Raw genomic sequence first — 16,537 nt, 5'->3', positions numbered from 1 at the left:
ATCGCTGTCGTCATGCGCTGGTCCCGCTGTCGACCGGGACGGCGCCCGAGCGGAATACGTCGAGTAGTTCGATCGGCAGGAATCCCTGCTCGGCCAGCCTCGCCAGAACACCGCCGCTGGCCAGGATTTCCAGGATGAGCGGCGGCAGTGCGGGCGCCTGGCCCGAAGCACCTGTGGTGTCGTTTCCGAAAGCGCCGCTGGCGAAGTCGAAGCTGCCGCGGTCACCGTCTGAGAACATCGCGGTGACCCCGGGCACGGTCAGAGCGGGCAGGCCCGCATTGATGGCATTGCGGAAGAACAGCGAATTGAATTCCTCCGCGATGAGTGCCGCCACGCCCAGGTTGCGGAACAACGAGGCCACCGGTCGCGAGGATCCGACACCGAAGTTCTTGCCCGCGAGGACAATATCGCCCGGTGCGACGAGATCGGTCCAGCCCGGCCGGATTTGATGGAAGACATGTTTCGCCGCTTCGGGGATATCCACCTTCATGGCGAACGCCGGATACATGGCATCGGTGTCGAGCGAGTCGCCGAATACCCAGACTCGGCCGGAAATGCTGGTGCTCATGCGGTCACGCTCCGGGGATCGGTGATGTAGCCGGCCACCGCCGAGGCGGCCACGGTGGCGGGGGAGGCCATATAGATCTCGGCCTCGGTACTGCCCATCCGGCCGGTGAAATTGCGGGTGCTGGAGGTGAGGCAGACTTCGCCGGCGCCGATGACGCCCATGTGGTACCCGAAGCAGGCCCCGCAGGTCGAATTGGTCACCACGCCACCGGCATCGGCGATGTCCTGCAGATAGCCCAGGCGCATGGCGTCGCGATACACCTGCTGCGAAGCCGGTGTCACCAGCAGCCGCACCCCGGGCGCGACGGCGTTGCCCCGCAGGATCTGCGCGGTTATGCGCAGATCCTCGAGCTGACCATTGGCGCAGGACCCGATGAAGGCCTGATCAATCGTGCGCCGCTCGATCTGCGATACGGGTAATCCATTGCGGCTCACCGTGCCCGGCCGCGCGATATAGGGTTCGAGACCGCTCAGATCGACCTCGCGAACCGCGAAGTACTCGGCATCCGCATCGGCGTCGGCGGGCTCGAAATCGTGGACGCCGCGCTCGTGCAGGAACTCCCGCAGCATCTCGTCGACACCGAAAGTCGCGAAATCAGCGGAGATTTCGGCCGCCTGCGTGGCGATGGTGCGCCGGTCGTTGAGTGGAATGCTCGCCATGCCGGACCCGCCGAACTCCAGATTCATATTGGTGGCGTCACCGTAGGCATCGGCGATGTAGAGGAACACGTCCTTGCCGCTGATCCCTTCGGGCAGTTCACCATTGAGCTCGTAGCGAATGGTGGGCGCGACCTGGAACCAGGTGGACCCGGTGCACATGATGGAGTACAGCTCGGCGGGTCCGAGACCCCGCGCGGCGGTGTTGTACGCACCACCCGCGCAGGTGTGCGAGTCGGTACAGGCCAGCACTTCACCGGGCCGGGCCAGACCGTTCTCCGCGATCACCTGATGGCAGATGCCGTGCCGCCCGACGTCGAAGAACTTCTCGATGCCGAAGTCCGCGACGAACTTTCGCGCCTTCGGGCCACCCTCGGCATCCTTGAGCGTCGGCGCCGGGACCGCGTGGTCCATGATGACGGCCACCTTGTCCGGATCGTGGATCCGGCTGGGCGGGATCCACAGCGTCGCGAACTGCAGGTCGATCATGACGCACATATCGACGTCGACGGTGACGATGTCACCCGGGCGCACCTGTGCGACACCGGCTTTGCGGGCCAGCAGATTCTCGATCATGGTCATGCCCATGGTTCAGGCTCCTTCGAAACGGTAGCGCTCGCCGAGCTCGGACCATTCGGCCGAGCCGACGAGAGTGAAGAATTCGCCGGGACTGCCCGGCAGCAGGGGCGCGGGATCACGCCCGAGCAGCCCGGTGAGACCGGTCAGCATGGCGAATGCGGCCGCCCCCAGGGGATTCGAAGGGTGAATGATGATCGAGTAGCCCAGCTCCTGCAGGCGCGCGGTCGATTCGATCGGTGTCAGGCCGCCGATCACGAGATTGATCAGGAGCGGCGCGGACACCTCCTTCGCGATCCGCTCGATCTCGTCGATGCCCTGTGGCGCTTCGACGAAGAGGACATCGGCGCCTGCCTCGGCGTACGCATTGGCGCGTTCGATCGCGGCATCGATCCCCAGCGGCCCGCGCGCGTCGGTGCGGGCGATCACCACGAGTTCGGGATCGGTGCGCGCGTCGATCGCTGCCTGGAGTTTGACCACGAACTCACCGGTGCTGACGAGTTCCTTATCCGGCAGATGCCCGCACTTCTTCGGAAAAGCCTGATCCTCCAACTGAATTGCGGCAACCCCGGCGGCCTCGTACTCGCGGACCGTTCGAATGACATTCAGGGGTGCGCCGTATCCCGTGTCGGCATCGGCGATGAGCGGGATATCGCCGAGCACACCGACCAGAACCCTGGCGCGTTCGACCATTTCGGTCTGGGTGACCAGCCCGATATCCGGCAGCCCGAATCCGGAGGCGGCGACACCGGCGCCGGTCAGATAGGCCGCGGTGAACCCGATCCGGCTCACCAGCGATGCCGATATGCCGTCGAAAACGCCTGGTGCGATGACGATCTCGTCGCCGGCGATGGCCGCGCGCAGGCGGGTCCGGGCCTCGTGTGGACTCATGACCTATTCCTCTCCGTCGAGAGCGCCCGCGACCGGCGCGGCCAGCAGTGCGGCCAGCACGCGAATATCGTCGAGTTCATCGATGTGCAGGACCGCGTCCTGAATGGCATCGAGCCGGTCGGCGTCGAGCAACGGCTCGGCCAGCGACCGGTATTTGGCAATCAGTTCGTCATTGGTCACCGGGTCGGCGGGCCCGCCGTGCGGCTGCTCGATCCGCTTGTGCAGTGCGGTGCCGTCCTGCAGCGTGATTGTCAGCTCGGTGGCGAAACGTCCTGTGATCGGCCCGCTCTGGATCTTCTCGTCCAGCTCGACCTGTACCTTGCCGAGCAGATCCCACACATCGTCGGCATCCAGGCGTGCCTCGGTGAACTGCGCGGTCAGCGCGGCGCCGTCGAGTAGCGCCACTGCTGCGGCATAACCCAGATTCATCTGCGCGCCGATCGGCGTCAGCGGGCGCTCGAGCTTCCACCAGCCGTGGTGGTAGACGGTGTGGCCGACCCGAATCTCTATGTGCGCGATGGACTTCGGATCGATGTCGTATTCGGCGCGCAATTCCAGCGCGGCCTGGATCGTCCCGTGCAGCCCACCCTGTGCGGCATAGGATTTCACCATGATCACTTCGGTGTGCCACCCCTCGCCGAGTCCCGCGATGACCTGCGCGGGGTCGGGATGGTGGCCCTCGCCGAACACCGACAGATAGCCGCCGTACGGGCGATCGAAGACCCGCTTGATCCCGGTGTAGCCGCCCGCTGCCAGCCCGGCCGCGTAATAGCCGTTGCGCGCGGCGAATCCGTGCTGCATGCGCTTGGACATCGCCTCGTACTGCGCGGCCATCAGCCCGGCCGACTGCGTACCCGCCATACCGAGGGCGTCCTCGAGTTGCGCGGTGTCGAGGCCGCGCAGCTTGCCCGCGGTCATAGCGGCGGTGTGCGTGCCGAAGACCGGCCCGCTGTGCCAGCCCCGCGAGAGCATCTCGGATCCGTGCAGCGCCAACCCGACTCGCGGTCCGACCTCGAAGCCGGCAATGGCCGCCGTGAGGGCATCCGCACCGGAGACTCCGCCGAACTGCTGCGCCGCGGCCAGAAGTACCGGCAGCACCAGCGAATTGCTGTGCAGCGGTGCCAGCGGATGGAAATCGTCCAGCTCGAAACCCTGAATGAAGGTGCTGTTCAACAGCACTGCCGCCGGACCGCTGGTGGTCGCGCCGGTGCCGATCACCGTCACCTCGCCCGTGCCCTCGAGTCTCAGCACCGAGTCCGTCGCCACCCGCGACCAGGGCAGCTGCGCGCCGACCAGCGCACAGGCCACCCCGTCGAGCAGCAGATGCCTGGCGCGGGTGCGCACCCGTTCCGGAATCGAGTCGAGCGTCAGCTGCTCGACCCAGGTGGCAAGCGGAACGGTGACATCGGAGATTGTCGTATCGCTCATGCAGATAGTGAACAGCCGGTATTGCGGGTGCTCGCAGATCTGAAGGTAAATGCCTGTTCGAGGCGTTTGATTGGTGGAAAACGTGTGCCAGAGCTGCTTCATGTAGGAAATGTGCGATATCGTCCGTACTCGGTACCTGCTGAATTCGACACTCCGGAACGGGGTGACCGTGCCCGAGAACCGCTCGCGCAAGTCCGGTGTGGACGAGCTCGACGTGACCCTGCTCGATGCGCTGCACGTGAATCCCCGGGTCAGCTTCGAGCGGCTCGGCGCCGCCCTGAATATCTCCGCCGTGACCGCGGCCCGCCGCTGGCAGCGACTCTCGGATTCCGGCCGCGCCTGGGTTTCCGCCGTGCCCGGTGCGCGGCTGGCACTGTCCGCGGCGGTCTTCGAGGTCGAAGCCGAGCCCGGCCGGCTGCTCGAGGTGGGGCAGACGCTGGCCGGCATCCCTCAGGTCGGCAGTGTGTACTTCACCGCCGGTGAGTTCGATGTGCTCGCCCTGGTATTCGCCGCGGATATGAAGTCGCTCACCGCCCTGCTGCTGGAGCGCCTGGCGCAGCTTCCGGGAATCGCCCGCACCCGAGCCCATATCGGGCTGCGCTGGCACAGCGGAGTCCAGTGGCGGCTGGGCGCGATCGACATCGGTCAGCAGCGCTCGGTGATCGACGAGTCCGAGTCCGGAACTCGGCGCACCGCCCGCGACAGCTCCCTCGACCCCGCCGATCGCGCCCTGTTCCTGGCGCTGCAGCGCGACGGCCGGGCCCGATACCGGGACCTCGCAAGGGATCTCGGTGCAACGGAGGCGCAGGTTCGGCGGCAGCTCGCCGCACTCACCCGCCGCGGCATGCTGAACTTCCGCACCGATTTCACGCGCAGCGAAGGCGGCTGGCCCGCCGAACTCGTGCTCTGGCTTACTGTTCCGCATCATGAGCTCGACACTGCCGGTGCGGATATCGCACTCTGGCCGGAGACGAGAATCTGTGTCTCCACTATCGGAGCCGCCAACCTGCTGGTGATGGCCCAGGTTCACCAAATCACCGACCTGTCGGAGATTTTGGACCGAATCCACCGCGCATTTCCCACGGTGGTGGTGGCCGATCAGCGACTCGTGCTGCGCCCCTGCAAATCCTGGGGCCGCATGCTCGACAGTGACGGGCACGGGCACGCGGTCATCCCGGTCGACCCGTGGGCGCCGATCACCGATCGTCCTCGATCGGAAACAGCACCGGACTGAGCAGGTACTGGGCGCGATCGGGGGTCGGCGTATTGGCCAACTGCGGTGCGATCGCGGCGCGCATGCCGTCGATCATCGTCTCGAGTTCACTCGGGCTGAGCCAGAGTGCGTGCTGACGGTAGCCGACCAGATCCGTCAGCGGATTCGCCCGGTCCCGATCGAGATAGGCATTGAACTCGGCCAGCAGTGCCGCCATGGCCACGGCGAACGCCCGCCGATGATCGTCGGCCGATGCCGCCGCGAGCGTGTCCGCATCGATCGAGGCGTGTTCCTGGCGCAGCACGTAGCGGCGCTCCACCGCGCCGCGCACCCGCTGCTCATCGGCCACCTCCAGGATTCCACCTTCGGCGAGCACGTCGACCTGCCGATAGACGGTGGCCTTCGACGCATCCGGAATCCGGGCGCACAGCTGCGAGGTTGTCAGCGTCCGGCCGCCGCGCAGGGCGTGGACGATGCGCAACCGCACCGGATGCGCCAGGAGTTCGAGGGTGTCCATGGTTCAACGATCTCATATGTGCTACCTTTCTCATAAATGAGAAAGGTTAGGGGATTCCGATGAGCGTCGAACCGGGTGCGATCGCTACCGCAGTTGTCGAGATGGCCCGCGAGGGCCGATTCGCCGAGATCGAGAAGTTGTTCGCGCCGAGGCTTCGCGCGGTGGTCTCCGCGGAGTCGTTGCGGGTGGCGTGGGTGGCCGAGGCCGAACGGTTCGGAGCGATCCGCGGCGTCGGTGAGCCGTCCAGCGAGCCGATCGATGCGGCGCTGGTGCGCGTGAGTGTTCCGGTGACCGGGGAACGCGGCGGAATGACCGTGGTCATGTCGGTCGACGCGGCCGGACTGCTCAACGGTTTTCGGCTCGCGCCGCCACCCGGCTCGACATGGGAAGCGCCCTCCTACGCCGAATCCGGACGGTTCACCGAATATGAGATCACCCTCGGGGAAGACCTGCTCGCGGTGTCCGGCACGGTCAGCGTGCCGCGCGGGCGCGGGGCCAAGCCCGGTGTCGTATTGCTCAGTGGCGGTGGGCCTTTCGATCGTGACGAGACCAGCGGGCCGAACAAGCCGCTGAAGGATCTGGCCTGGGGGCTGGCGAGCCGCGGCATTGCGGTGGTGCGGTTCGACCTCGTCACCCATACGCATCCGGGCCTCGTCGCCGATCTGCCCGAGTTCACCATGACCGACGAATATGTGCCGTATGCGGTCGCCGCTATCCAACTGCTGCAACAGCATCCGGCTGTCGATCCGGCCCGGGTCTTCGTGCTCGGGCACAGTATGGGAGGCAAAGTCGCCCCACGGGTCGCCGCCGCCGAACCGTCGGTCGCCGGGTTGGTGCTGCTGGCCGCCGACGCCTCTCCCATGCAGCGTTCGGCCGTCCGCGTGGCGCGCTACCTGGCGGCGCTGAATCCCGGTGCGGCAACCGAATCGGCCGTCGCGACGATTTCCGAACAGGCCGAGCGCGTGGACAGTCCCGGGCTGTCGGCCTCGACGCCCGCGGCCGACCTACCATTCGGCCTGCCCGGCGCGTACTGGCTGGATCTGCGCGGCTACGACCCGGTTTCGACGGCGGCGGCGCTGAACAAACCGATGCTCATCCTCCAGGGGGCTCGCGACTACCAGGTGACGGTCGAAGACGACCTCGCCCTGTGGCAGGCCGGTCTCGGCGAGCGGCCGGAGGTCACCATCGGCATTCATGACGCCGGCGATCATCTGTTCTTCCCCGGCTCGGGTGCTTCGAGTCCCGCGGAATACGAACCGGCACAACACATCGACCCCGCCGTGATCGCGCAGATCGCAGACTGGCTGGCTCCGGCACCGGTCCGGGGGAGGGTCGGGCGGCTCCTGTCGAGTCTCTCCTGCAGATGACCGCGAGTCAGTGCCGAACCTTCTCGATGAGTTCGACGCTGGTATTCCACAGATCCGCGGCGAGGTCGAGATCGTAGGATTCGTCCGAGGATCGGATCTCCCGCCGTCCCGAGAAGTACCGCCCGGTGGTCTCCGCCAGCGCGGGATCGAGCACCAGCCGGGCGAGTGCGGCGGCGGAGCGCTTCGGTGTATGAATATTGAGCCCCGGCGCCAATGTCATTGCGGGCAAAAGGAATCGCCATGCCAGTCGTTGAATGCCGGGATAGTCGCGCCCCAGCCCCGTGCCCGGCATGAGTCCGGGATCGAAGGCATTGACTGTGATCGGCGGCATGTCATTCCCTCTCCGCCGCGCCAGCTCATAGGTGGTCAATACATTGCAGAGCTTCGAGGTGGTGTACCGCCGCCGGCCTGCCGCTGCGACCGCAGCCCCATCATCCTCGGGATAGGCCAGTGCCATCGCTGTGCTGTAGTTCGGCGCGGGCATGCCTGTCGGCTTCTTCGGATCGTGAGTATCGCTGGCGACGAAGACAACTCGTCCGGGCGTCGCCAGCCGCGGTAGCAATTCCTGCACCAGCAGAAAGTGCGCCAGATGATTCACCCCGAAGGTCTGCTCGAACCCGTCCGCGGTGAACGTGATCCCCGAAACAACCTGCATCCCCGCATTGCAGACAATCGCATGCAGCGGCGGCAACCCCGACCGCGTAATCGAGTCCGCAAACCGCCGCACACTGTCCAGCGACCCCAGATCCAACGGCAACCCCACCGCCTTCTCCCCGAGCCGATGCGCCGCCGCCGCAACCGTTTTCGAATCCCGCCCGGTGATCACCACATGCCACCCCGCATCGAGAATCGCCGCGGCAGTCCGGTAACCGAGGCTCCCGGTGCCACCGGTGATCAGGACAGTCTGTTGGTCGGTCATCAGATCTCCTGAGGGACTTGAGCATTCAGTTGTGGTGCGGGATCGATCGTACCGGCGTCAGCCCGGCAGGCGCAGGGGCAGGCCTGCGGCCTGGTAGATGGCGTCGATGACGGCCATATTGTCGACCGAGTCCTGGGGGGCGGTTTTCACAGGTTCGCCGTGCAGGACCGCGCCGGCGAAGGCGTCGAGTTGGAAGGCGTAGCTGGGGCGGCGGGTGAAGCGTTCGCGGCGTCTGCCGCGCTGGGTGCGGACTGTCAGCCAGTGGGGGAGTTGTGGCGCAATGGGATTGACGATGTGCAACTCGCCGTGTTCGCCTATTACCTTGACGCTCATTCGCAGCAGGTCCGACGACCACAGTGAACAGCGGATCAGGCCGGTGTGCCCGGACGGGAAGCGGAGTTCGGCGGTCATGGCCCGATCGACCTTCGGATCGCGCAATTTCGCTGTCGCCGAGACCACTTCGGGATTCTCGCCACCGAATACGCGCGCCATGTGCACGGCGTAGCAACCGGCATCCATCAGCGATCCACCGGCCAGCGCGTAGTCGTATCGAATATCGGAGAACTTCGGCAGCGGGAAGCATATGGAGGCCTCCACCCGCACCAGCTTGCCCAATTCCCCCGAGGCGATGATCTGCTCGGCCATCAGATTCATCGGGTGATACCGGTAATGGAACGCCTCCATCACCACCCGCCCCGAATCCGCGGCCAGCCCCGCGATCTCCCGAGCCTCATCCGCATTGGCCGTGAACGGCTTCTCACACAGCACATGCTTTCCGGCTGCCAGCGCCGCCCGAGTCCACCGCCCGTGCAACCCATTCGGCAGCGGAATATAAACCGCGTCCACCCCCGGATCCGCGATCAGCGCCTCATAACTGTCGAACGAGGTCTCGATCCCATACTTATGAGCGAACGCCGCCGCGCGCCCACCATCCCGGGCCGCCACCGCGCCGACCATCACATCGGGATGCGCCTTGGCCGGATTGACCATCGCCATGGGCGCGATCCGCGCCGCGCCGAGTATGCCGATACGCAGCGGTGATCCCGCACCCTCATTCATCGTCGCACCATAACACTCGGCGAGCTGCCGCTATCGGAACCACTGATCATATTGAGCCGCAACGATTTCCATCGAGTCCGGGAGATAGACCGTGACCTAAGCCTCGCCGCGCGCTCGCCGCAATACCTCTTCCTCGGTCAATGCGCTGGAGGGATGATGGCTCAGGCACATAGGTACGTTCACCTTGTTGAAGCCGAGGCCTTCCACGGCGCCGTAGAACCTGCCCGCGGTCAAGCGGGAGATATCGTCGACGCGGCCGCCTTTCGCCCGGGCCAGTTCCTTGGCGGCCTGGATCTGCACCGCGGCATTGAGCAACCCGTAGAACTGCGTGGCCGCATTACCGGTGACCAGGTTGTGCAGTGCCTTGGGCGCCTGCGTCGCGTACACCAGGCCGAGTCCGTATTTGCGCGCCTGAGTGGCGAGCTTGATGGTGCTCTCACTCGAAACCGTCGAACCATTCGACGGGACGAAGGTCTGCGCCTCATCGAGCACCAGCAGACCGCCGAGCGGCCGATCTCCTGCCGGGTTGCGCTTGATCCACGCGAACAGTGCCAATTCGAGTTGATTGACGAATGTCTGACGTTGCTTCTCGGTGGGCAGCCCGATACAGCTGATGACCGAGATGCGGGCTCGCTTCCCAGCAGCTGGGGTAAGAAGTACGCCAGGATCGAGTCGTTCTCCCGCGCCGCCGAACACCGGGTCATTGATCATGGCCGCACTGAGCTCGTCGGCCATATCCGCTGCGAGCCGCCCGGCGTCCCGGATCTTGCTGACACTCTCCGGCAGGTTACCGAGCAGTGTGACGAAGGCGTTCAGTTCGCTCCCACCGTTTTTGGCGAAGTGCCCCAGTGCCTCGGTCAGAACGGCGGTGCCTTTCGCGGCCTTCCCCCGGGTCAGACCGGTTCGGGGAATCAGACTGGCGACCGAGGCATCGATCGAGGTCCGGAATTCGTCGGGATCGTCCAGCACGCCGCTGAAATCGGGCAGTGGATTCAAGGCGATCGGGCGGCCTGCTTCACGCCGGGGTGTCCAGATGACGACTTCGGTATCGGTGAAATACCTTTCGGCTCGCTCCGGATCATGATTGCCCCAGGTAGCCGGAGGTGACGGCCAACGGTCGCCGAGCCTGGCCAGATCATTGTTGGTATCGACCAGAATGGAGGACACCCCCTGGAGCGCGGCTTCTTCGACCAGTCGCCGCAGCAGCACCGTCTTACCGGATCCGCTGCCCGCGAATACCGCTGTGTGTTTGCGCAATTGGACCAGCGGGACCCGCAAACCTGCGCCGGTCTCGACGCTGCGTCCCAGCAGAATCGACGATGAATCCTCCCGATCCACCTCGGTGACCACCGGTTCGGGGTCGGTGACCACAATGTCTTCGGTCGCTACAACGTCCTCGGTGACTACGGCGGGCGCCGGGTGCTCGTCCACCACAACCGCCGAGTGCTGTTCCTCGGCAATGACTCCGGAGCCGAGATCTGCCAATACCCGGCTGAGCAATTGCGATCTGCTCGCGGGCCGCCGGACCGCGAGCCAGCCGAGGAATCTCGGATCTGCGTCGGCCAGCATTGCTTCGAGCGCCGCGAACGTACGCAGATCGTCGCTGGAGATCGGTACCGCAATTCCATGCGCGGCCTCGAATTCGGCGACAGCCGCCGTGGTCACCGGCCCCGGTGAGAACGGTGTGTTCCGCAGGATCACCAAGTGTCGTTTGGCGACCCCGGGCTGGACGCCGGCCTCCAGACAAGCCGACCGCAGCCGGGTCAGTACCGCGCGGGGATGGCCGTGCGCGATGGCCCGGAAGCCCCACTGCTCTTCGTCCTCGGTAGCTTCGTCGAGAGTGCGACGTAGTCGAGCGTGCAGTGTCTGCCGGACAACAGTCGGCGGATCGACGGTCAGCTCCCTGCCACTGTCTCCCCGCTCCAGCACGTAGCAGCGCAGCGCGGCATTCAGCAGTGAATACATTCGGTTGTCTTCGTATTGCGGGTCCAGGGGCGCTACCACATCCGCCGCCGCACGGAGCTTTGCGAAATGGTCGTCCAGGACTGCCAAATCGGCCGGGGCCGGCGTGGTGGAGGCCGCCGCAATGTGCTGAGCCGGTCGGCCGAAATCCCCGAGTTCGCTGATCACATTCTCGGCCAGACATAGTCGGACGTGCTCCTCGATCTGCTGAAGCAGGCGGCGCGGAGTGTAACTGGCGACCAGCGGGCCATCGAACGCACACGGGAGCACCGGCCATGTCGGGTACGGCGGCTCGAAACCTTCTTCCCCGTACAGACTTCCGAGATGTCGTTCGACGATTGCCGTTGCGACTGCGGCGGAAGGCATGGCAGTCGAGAGCTCGAGTACTGTGAATCGGTCGGCGGCCGAATTCACGGCGCGGTGGGCGATCAGTTCCCATGACTTGGGAATGCAGGCGGCAACGATCAGGGTTCGGGTGGTCTCCTCGCGAAGTCGCATCAGTCCGTCCGCGAGTCGATCTGCCAGGCTGCCTTCGTCGGGAGCTTGCGTGGATTGCGCTATGACGCTGTCGATCTGGTCGATAGCCAGTACGACAGGGCCGGTGAGCGCGAACAATCGGCAGATATCGTGGAATACCAGCTGTGCGACCCGATTGCGGCGGCGAAAACCCCAGGCCAACTGATCTGCCTGGTCTATCCCGTCCTCCAGGGTGAGAAAGATATCCCCGATTTCCTGCAGATTCCGCTTGGCCTGGAAGAGCACCAGCGCCCGCAGCGTATCTTGGCAATCCAGCGCCACCTGCGGGTCGAAAGCCGCTACCAGGTCGATGAATTCCTCGAGATCCGGTTTGCCCACCGCGAGTGTGCCACGCAGGCGCATACGCAATTCCTTGCTGCAGCCGGTCAGCTCGGCGAGAGTGCCGAGCATGCGGCCCAATTGTCCGCCGTCGGATCCCAGCAACTGGCTGACCAGACCGTGCACCGCCCCGGACCAGAACGACTGGCCGTCGATCAATTTCGGCATGAAGAACGCGCCGCCCTCGTGCTGCACGTGATGTCGAAGCCAGCCGAGCATATGCGTCTTGCCGACACCTCGTTCACCGCTCAGCACAAGACCCGTCGGCGTGCTGTTGGGCCTGTTCTTGGCCGCGCGCACGGCACGGGTTATCTCATCGGCCGCCCGCGGGTGCAGGCCGTCGACGTGATAGTTCAGTGGACCCCACACCTCGTCCGGGCCGAGCACACTGCCGAACTGGATCGAAGCCAGCGCGTGCTGCTGCTCCTCGTTCACCGCGAAACCTCGATGGCGAGCAGATGTCGCGGTGTACCGCCGAGCAGGATCGCGGCGTTCCGGTCGTCATCGGTGAGAGTCTTCTGGTCCGACTCGGCACGAACGTGGACGCCCTCCCGGCGTGCCAGCAGTTCGATCGCCCGGTCGACCTCGTCTCGCGGTACGCCACCCAGCCGTTCACGCAGCAGGGTGAGTCGGATCGGTGTGCCGCTGCCTCGGGTCAGCTCCGCATACGCGGCCTCGACCTGACTTTCCACGTCGGGCCGGAAGATATCGGCGAGGGCATGGCCGGTATCATCGAGATGCCTTCGCAGACCGGCCAATACGGCATACAGTGCACCACCGGCGCAACCGGACCTGGCGGGGCGGCATGCCGACAGCTCCCGGGTGCACCACACCGCTCCTCGATCGGTGAGCTCGTGCATGAAGGCCCGATTCACCATGGTGCTGGCTACCAGATCGAGTTCATTGAGATGCCGGCGGTACTTTCCGTCGAGCTTGATGCCCGCGATCGCGGTCAGTTCGGCATTGGTGAGCTCGCGTGCCTCGGCCATGAGGACGAGCAGCACACAGCGCTCACTCAGGGTAAGCCGATCATCGGACATGTCGATCCTCGCTTCTTTCCATGGAATTCATCGCTGGACGCATCGGTGACGGTGAATCCGTCTGCCGCGATGATGATCTCGGAGGTGCGGCCCGTGAAAGTTCCCGATGCGCGCACTCTGCGGCCGCTCAGATGTGCGGCGAGGGCGGCTTCGTAGTTCTCGCTGTTGCCGAGCCGCACGGCTATCAGGCGTTGTTTGCCGACGGCGGTTCCGTCGACCTCTGGCACTCCGCGTATACGGATGCGCCAGCGGCTTCCGCCGGGATCGTCGGACAGATTGATCACGGGCCCTTCGACAATGCCGTTGCCGGACAACGGCGCCGGATCGGCGCGCCTGCCCCGCAGTCGATTGATGCGCGAGCGGGTTCCGGGCGGGAATTTCACTGTTTCGTCCGTGCGCGGAGACAGCCAGGACCAGTGGAAGAATAGTTCGAACGAGGAGGAGTCCGGGCCGGCCAGCGCCGCCAGAGCGATGCACTCGGCTTCGGAGATGCCTTGCCGGGCAAAGTCATCGAGGTCGACCGCGCCGATCGAGCTCGCCGTCCGAAGGGAATTCGCGCTGTGCAGTATGCGTAGCACCGTTCGGCGGCCCAGGGAATTCGAGTCGCCGTACTCGGCAGGGAACGAAACGTCGAGCCCGAACGACTCTCTGCTCGGTGCCAGCAGGGTGTGCTCCAGTAGTTCGTGAACGGGCGCCGATACGGTGCGACGACGTGGCCGGGATTCACCGAGGACTTCGCGCGCGCTCGCCGTGATGAGGTCGCGCATCGCGAGCACGGTCCGGGCGCCCGTCGACAAGCTCACCGCCCCGGGATCGGCCTGCGGCCGATAACAGAGCAAATCCATTGCAGGAACGGTCATATCGTGCCGCACGGCCTCCGGCGAGCGGCCTTCGGCATCGGCGACGCAGATCAGCAGTTCGTGCAGCCGGCTGGACGCATCGGCCATAATGTCGGTGGGCGGTACGAGTACATCGAATGCCTGCCAGGTCCACACACTCGCGTCGTGCCAGTTGCCGGTGACGGCCCAGCCGTGCACGCGTAGATATTCGGTCACCTGCGCTATGGCGGGCATCGGGGTCATCAGCGAGTCATCCGGTGGGGAGCGCGGAGCTTTCGGTCACAAGCGCTCGCAGCGTCATCGCTGTCAGGACGTTGCTGATCGGGATTTTTACCCGCAGGTGCCGACTGCGGTGAGGTTCGGATACGGGCTCGCGATCACCGAGCGACACGTAGTACCCGATGTGGCGGAGCAGCAGCCCCGCCGTCAGGAGATCGGCGTACGAGGTTGCGCTGCGCGGGACATGAATGACGAACAGGTAGCGCGGCACTGTGAAGTCCACGCCCGCGAGCTTGTTGAACTGCACCTGGTCGAGTCCGTCGAAGTTGATGATTCCCTTTCGCGGCTCGAGCGTCGAGACGGTCTTCACCTGTACATCGATCCGCGGTGAGAAGCCTCGAGGCGTGCGCCCCGGCATCTTCAAGCAAAGATCGACGCCGTCGAGGTCCACGTCGTCCTGCGACCAATTCAAACCCGCGGCCGACGCGAGGACCCTGATGTAGTCGGCCCCGAACTTTCCCTGGTGATTACGTGCGTCGAGCACCGAGCCCCTCCCGAACAGCAACTCCCTGCTGACCAACCCCACTGTAGCCAGCGACCGACTGGAAACCGGGGTTTCTGCGGAATTGCCATTCAGCCTCTGCTTCAACGACTTTCGAACAAACCTGTCGGTAGGAGCCAGAGCCTGTGGGGGAGGGGACCGATCACCGGTCAGCGCGGGGTCGCGAAATCGTCGAGGAAGTCGCCCAGGCGTTCGGCCTTGGTGGCGAGGTTGCGCTGGGAGTCGAGGTAGTCGCCTATGCCCTGGTCTTGGGCGTCCTTCAGGTAGGTGGGGAGGGGTTGCTGGATTTCGGTCTGGATTACGTGCTCGAGGAGTTGGGAGGTGGTGGTGCGCAGGGGGTTTGCGGTGGCGGCCTGGTTGTCGAGTTCGAGTTTGCCGTTGTCGGTGGAGTAGTCGTAGAGCTCGAATTCCTGCTCTTGGGTTGGGTCGATCTGGATTCGGCCGTCCACCCAGGTCGAATAGGAGGCGAATTTGGCGTCGGGGGTGCGGACCATGGCGACGTGGCCGGGGGCATTGCGGTCGAACAGGATTGCGGCCTCTTCGATGGTCGCCTCATCGGTGGTGTGCGCGATCCAGGGGCGGCCGGCCGCGCCGGAATCGCGGCACAGGGCGGCCAGGTCGAGGCGGTCGCGCAGGTGTTCGTAGCGGCCGTCGCCGCGCCAGCCGTTGCCGCCGGTGGCGATGGACAGCAGCAGCGGGGCGAGATCGACGCTGGAGGTCAGCTGATTGCGGAGACCGGTTCCGGCGGTGGGGCTGTAGTAGCCGCGCGGATCGTGCACATACAGCGGGACGCGGATCGCCTCGTCGTACGCGCCGCCGCCCTTACCGTGCAGACCGTGCGAACCGGCGTAATCACCGTGGTCGGAGGTGAACACGATGACGGTATTGGCCGCGACATCCGGTCGCGAATACAAGGTGTCGAGTACCCGGCCGATCTGGATATCGACCTGCTGCTGCAGCCACAGATACAGATTGCGCATATCGATCCAGGCCTGCCGGGCCTCCGGCGTGCCGTACGGCGCGAGCCCGAACGCGGCGGTCGACACCTGCACCAGCGCCGTTTGCAGACGCGGTTTCCCGGCGAGCTGCTCGGGGGACTCGAAATTCGGCGGCAGCTCGGTCACCCACTGCGGGATATTCAGATTGGCCTGGTCGCGACGCGTCCAGCGCGGCCAGTACTGGATATCGTGCGGATTCACCAGCGATACCGTGGTGCACCACGGTGCGGTACCGGCATCGTGTTCGAACCAATCCGCGAATTGATCGACGATCTTCGGATCCATTTGCAGCCCTTGGCCCGGCGCACCGTTCGGGGACGGATAGGTGCCGCCGCCGAATCCGTAGGCGTCCAGCGCGCCCGGCGTGCGATCCGGATAGTGCCCGAGATGCCATTTTCCCCACCAGGTCGACTCGTAACCGTGATCGCGCAGCATCGAACCCCAGGTCGGGAATTTCGGCGACAGCGTCGATTCGGAGACCACCATGCATCCGGTCTGATGGGTGTACAGCCCGGTCACCAGGGCTCCCCGTGATGCGGTGCAATCGTTCGCGGCGGTGTAGTGCTGTTCGAAGGACACCCCGCCCTGCCGGATCCGGGCGAGATTGGGCAGCAGCCCGTCCAGCGCCTGCTGATCCGGGAACCAGACCGGTGCGCGCATCTCATCGACGAGCACCACGAGAATATTGGGCTTGTCCCGGTTCACATCGGCACGAGCGCGACCCGGCGCGGCCGCGGTCGCCGCGGCCGCGGCGGTGGTCGCCGCACCTGCCAGGAATCCTCTTCTGCTGACAGAACCGAGCACTGTGCCTCCCAGGACGATCGGGCGGGCGGCCGAATGGAATCGCTGATGGCGGCCCGACGCAGAG

General features: G+C 65.4%; 14 protein-coding genes. 2 read left to right on the top strand and 12 right to left on the bottom strand.

The genetic code is table 11. The features are described from left to right. Positions 1-10 precede the first annotated feature (10 nt). The 4 genes from OG716_RS20665 to OG716_RS20650 are packed head-to-tail and all read right to left on the bottom strand — an operon-like array spanning position 11 to position 4,119. Entirely contained in the window at positions 11-556 is a 546-nt protein-coding gene (locus OG716_RS20665) for a 3-isopropylmalate dehydratase (RefSeq protein ID WP_405139805.1), read from the bottom strand. 8 nt (positions 557-564) lie between these two features. Then, complete coding sequence (locus OG716_RS20660; protein WP_405139131.1) at positions 565-1,812, bottom strand: aconitase/3-isopropylmalate dehydratase large subunit family protein; 1,248 nt, start codon at positions 1,810-1,812, stop codon at positions 565-567. A 3-nt stretch (positions 1,813-1,815) separates the two neighbouring features. Beyond that, a complete protein-coding gene (locus tag OG716_RS20655) occupies positions 1,816-2,691 on the bottom strand; it encodes an oxaloacetate decarboxylase (protein WP_405139130.1) in 876 nt (291 codons plus the stop codon). Between the two features lie 3 nt (positions 2,692-2,694). Continuing rightward, the gene (locus OG716_RS20650) at positions 2,695-4,119 is read right to left on the bottom strand and encodes an MmgE/PrpD family protein (protein WP_405139129.1); all 1,425 of its coding nucleotides are present in this window, start codon (positions 4,117-4,119) and stop codon (positions 2,695-2,697) included. A 163-nt stretch (positions 4,120-4,282) separates the two neighbouring features. On the opposite strand from OG716_RS20650, the gene OG716_RS20645 reads away from it, so the two are divergent. Further along, positions 4,283-5,353 carry an Lrp/AsnC family transcriptional regulator gene (locus OG716_RS20645; protein ID WP_405139128.1) on the top strand — a complete coding sequence of 357 codons (1,071 nt, stop codon included), beginning with the start codon at positions 4,283-4,285 and terminating at the stop codon, positions 5,351-5,353. Here the strand turns inward: OG716_RS20645 and OG716_RS20640 are convergent. Continuing rightward, positions 5,316-5,849 (bottom strand): helix-turn-helix domain-containing protein, encoded by a 534-nt coding sequence (locus OG716_RS20640; RefSeq protein ID WP_405139127.1) that lies wholly within the window; start codon positions 5,847-5,849, stop codon positions 5,316-5,318. The two genes, OG716_RS20645 and OG716_RS20640, sit on opposite strands and share 38 nt — an antisense overlap. 59 nt (positions 5,850-5,908) lie before the next feature. Here OG716_RS20640 and OG716_RS20635 point away from each other — a divergent pair, with 59 nt between their 5' ends. Next, positions 5,909-7,216, top strand: coding sequence for an alpha/beta fold hydrolase (locus OG716_RS20635; RefSeq protein WP_405139126.1), 1,308 nt, complete (start codon positions 5,909-5,911; stop codon positions 7,214-7,216). Positions 7,217-7,223: 7 nt separating this feature from the next. Here OG716_RS20635 and OG716_RS20630 read toward each other — a convergent pair whose 3' ends face one another. From OG716_RS20630 to OG716_RS20600, 7 genes are all read right to left on the bottom strand, one after another. Beyond that, positions 7,224-8,135, bottom strand: coding sequence for an SDR family NAD(P)-dependent oxidoreductase (locus OG716_RS20630; RefSeq protein ID WP_405139125.1), 912 nt, complete (start codon positions 8,133-8,135; stop codon positions 7,224-7,226). Between the two features lie 57 nt (positions 8,136-8,192). Then, positions 8,193-9,194, bottom strand: a complete 1,002-nt coding sequence (locus OG716_RS20625; protein WP_405139124.1) for a Gfo/Idh/MocA family protein — start codon at positions 9,192-9,194, stop codon at positions 8,193-8,195. 96 nt (positions 9,195-9,290) lie between these two features. Beyond that, positions 9,291-12,446, bottom strand: a complete 3,156-nt coding sequence (locus OG716_RS20620; protein WP_405139123.1) for an ATP-binding protein — start codon at positions 12,444-12,446, stop codon at positions 9,291-9,293. Then, positions 12,443-13,051, bottom strand: a complete 609-nt coding sequence (locus OG716_RS20615) for a hypothetical protein (protein ID WP_405139122.1) — start codon at positions 13,049-13,051, stop codon at positions 12,443-12,445. Before OG716_RS20615 ends, OG716_RS20620 begins: the two co-directional genes overlap by 4 nt. Continuing rightward, complete coding sequence (locus tag OG716_RS20610; RefSeq protein WP_405139121.1) at positions 13,027-14,133, bottom strand: hypothetical protein; 1,107 nt, start codon at positions 14,131-14,133, stop codon at positions 13,027-13,029. The genes OG716_RS20615 and OG716_RS20610 overlap by 25 nt, the downstream gene beginning before the upstream one ends. Positions 14,134-14,140: 7 nt before the next feature. Beyond that, positions 14,141-14,758, bottom strand: coding sequence for a DUF4365 domain-containing protein (locus tag OG716_RS20605; RefSeq protein WP_405139120.1), 618 nt, complete (start codon positions 14,756-14,758; stop codon positions 14,141-14,143). Positions 14,759-14,820: 62 nt separating this feature from the next. Beyond that, the gene (locus tag OG716_RS20600; RefSeq protein WP_405139119.1) at positions 14,821-16,473 is read right to left on the bottom strand and encodes a sulfatase-like hydrolase/transferase; all 1,653 of its coding nucleotides are present in this window, start codon (positions 16,471-16,473) and stop codon (positions 14,821-14,823) included. Positions 16,474-16,537 lie beyond the last annotated feature (64 nt).

Source organism: Nocardia sp. NBC_01388 (assembly GCF_045040085.1).
Lineage (GTDB): Bacteria > Actinomycetota > Actinomycetes > Mycobacteriales > Mycobacteriaceae > Nocardia.
This window is presented reverse-complemented; position numbering and strand designations above follow the sequence as displayed.

Bases quoted from the DNA above. Each gene is read 5' to 3' on its own strand.
- OG716_RS20610 (WP_405139121.1), bottom strand. From the start codon at position 14,133: ATGACCCCGATGCCCGCCATAGCGCAGGTGACCGAATATCTACGCGTG.
- OG716_RS20650 (WP_405139129.1), bottom strand. From the start codon at position 4,119: ATGAGCGATACGACAATCTCCGATGTCACCGTTCCGCTTGCCACCTGG.
- OG716_RS20660 (WP_405139131.1), bottom strand. From the start codon at position 1,812: ATGGGCATGACCATGATCGAGAATCTGCTGGCCCGCAAAGCCGGTGTC.
- OG716_RS20630 (WP_405139125.1), bottom strand. From the start codon at position 8,135: ATGACCGACCAACAGACTGTCCTGATCACCGGTGGCACCGGGAGCCTC.
- OG716_RS20640 (WP_405139127.1), bottom strand. From the start codon at position 5,849: ATGGACACCCTCGAACTCCTGGCGCATCCGGTGCGGTTGCGCATCGTC.
- OG716_RS20635 (WP_405139126.1), top strand. From the start codon at position 5,909: ATGAGCGTCGAACCGGGTGCGATCGCTACCGCAGTTGTCGAGATGGCC.
- OG716_RS20615 (WP_405139122.1), bottom strand. From the start codon at position 13,051: ATGTCCGATGATCGGCTTACCCTGAGTGAGCGCTGTGTGCTGCTCGTC.
- OG716_RS20655 (WP_405139130.1), bottom strand. From the start codon at position 2,691: ATGAGTCCACACGAGGCCCGGACCCGCCTGCGCGCGGCCATCGCCGGC.
- OG716_RS20625 (WP_405139124.1), bottom strand. From the start codon at position 9,194: ATGAATGAGGGTGCGGGATCACCGCTGCGTATCGGCATACTCGGCGCG.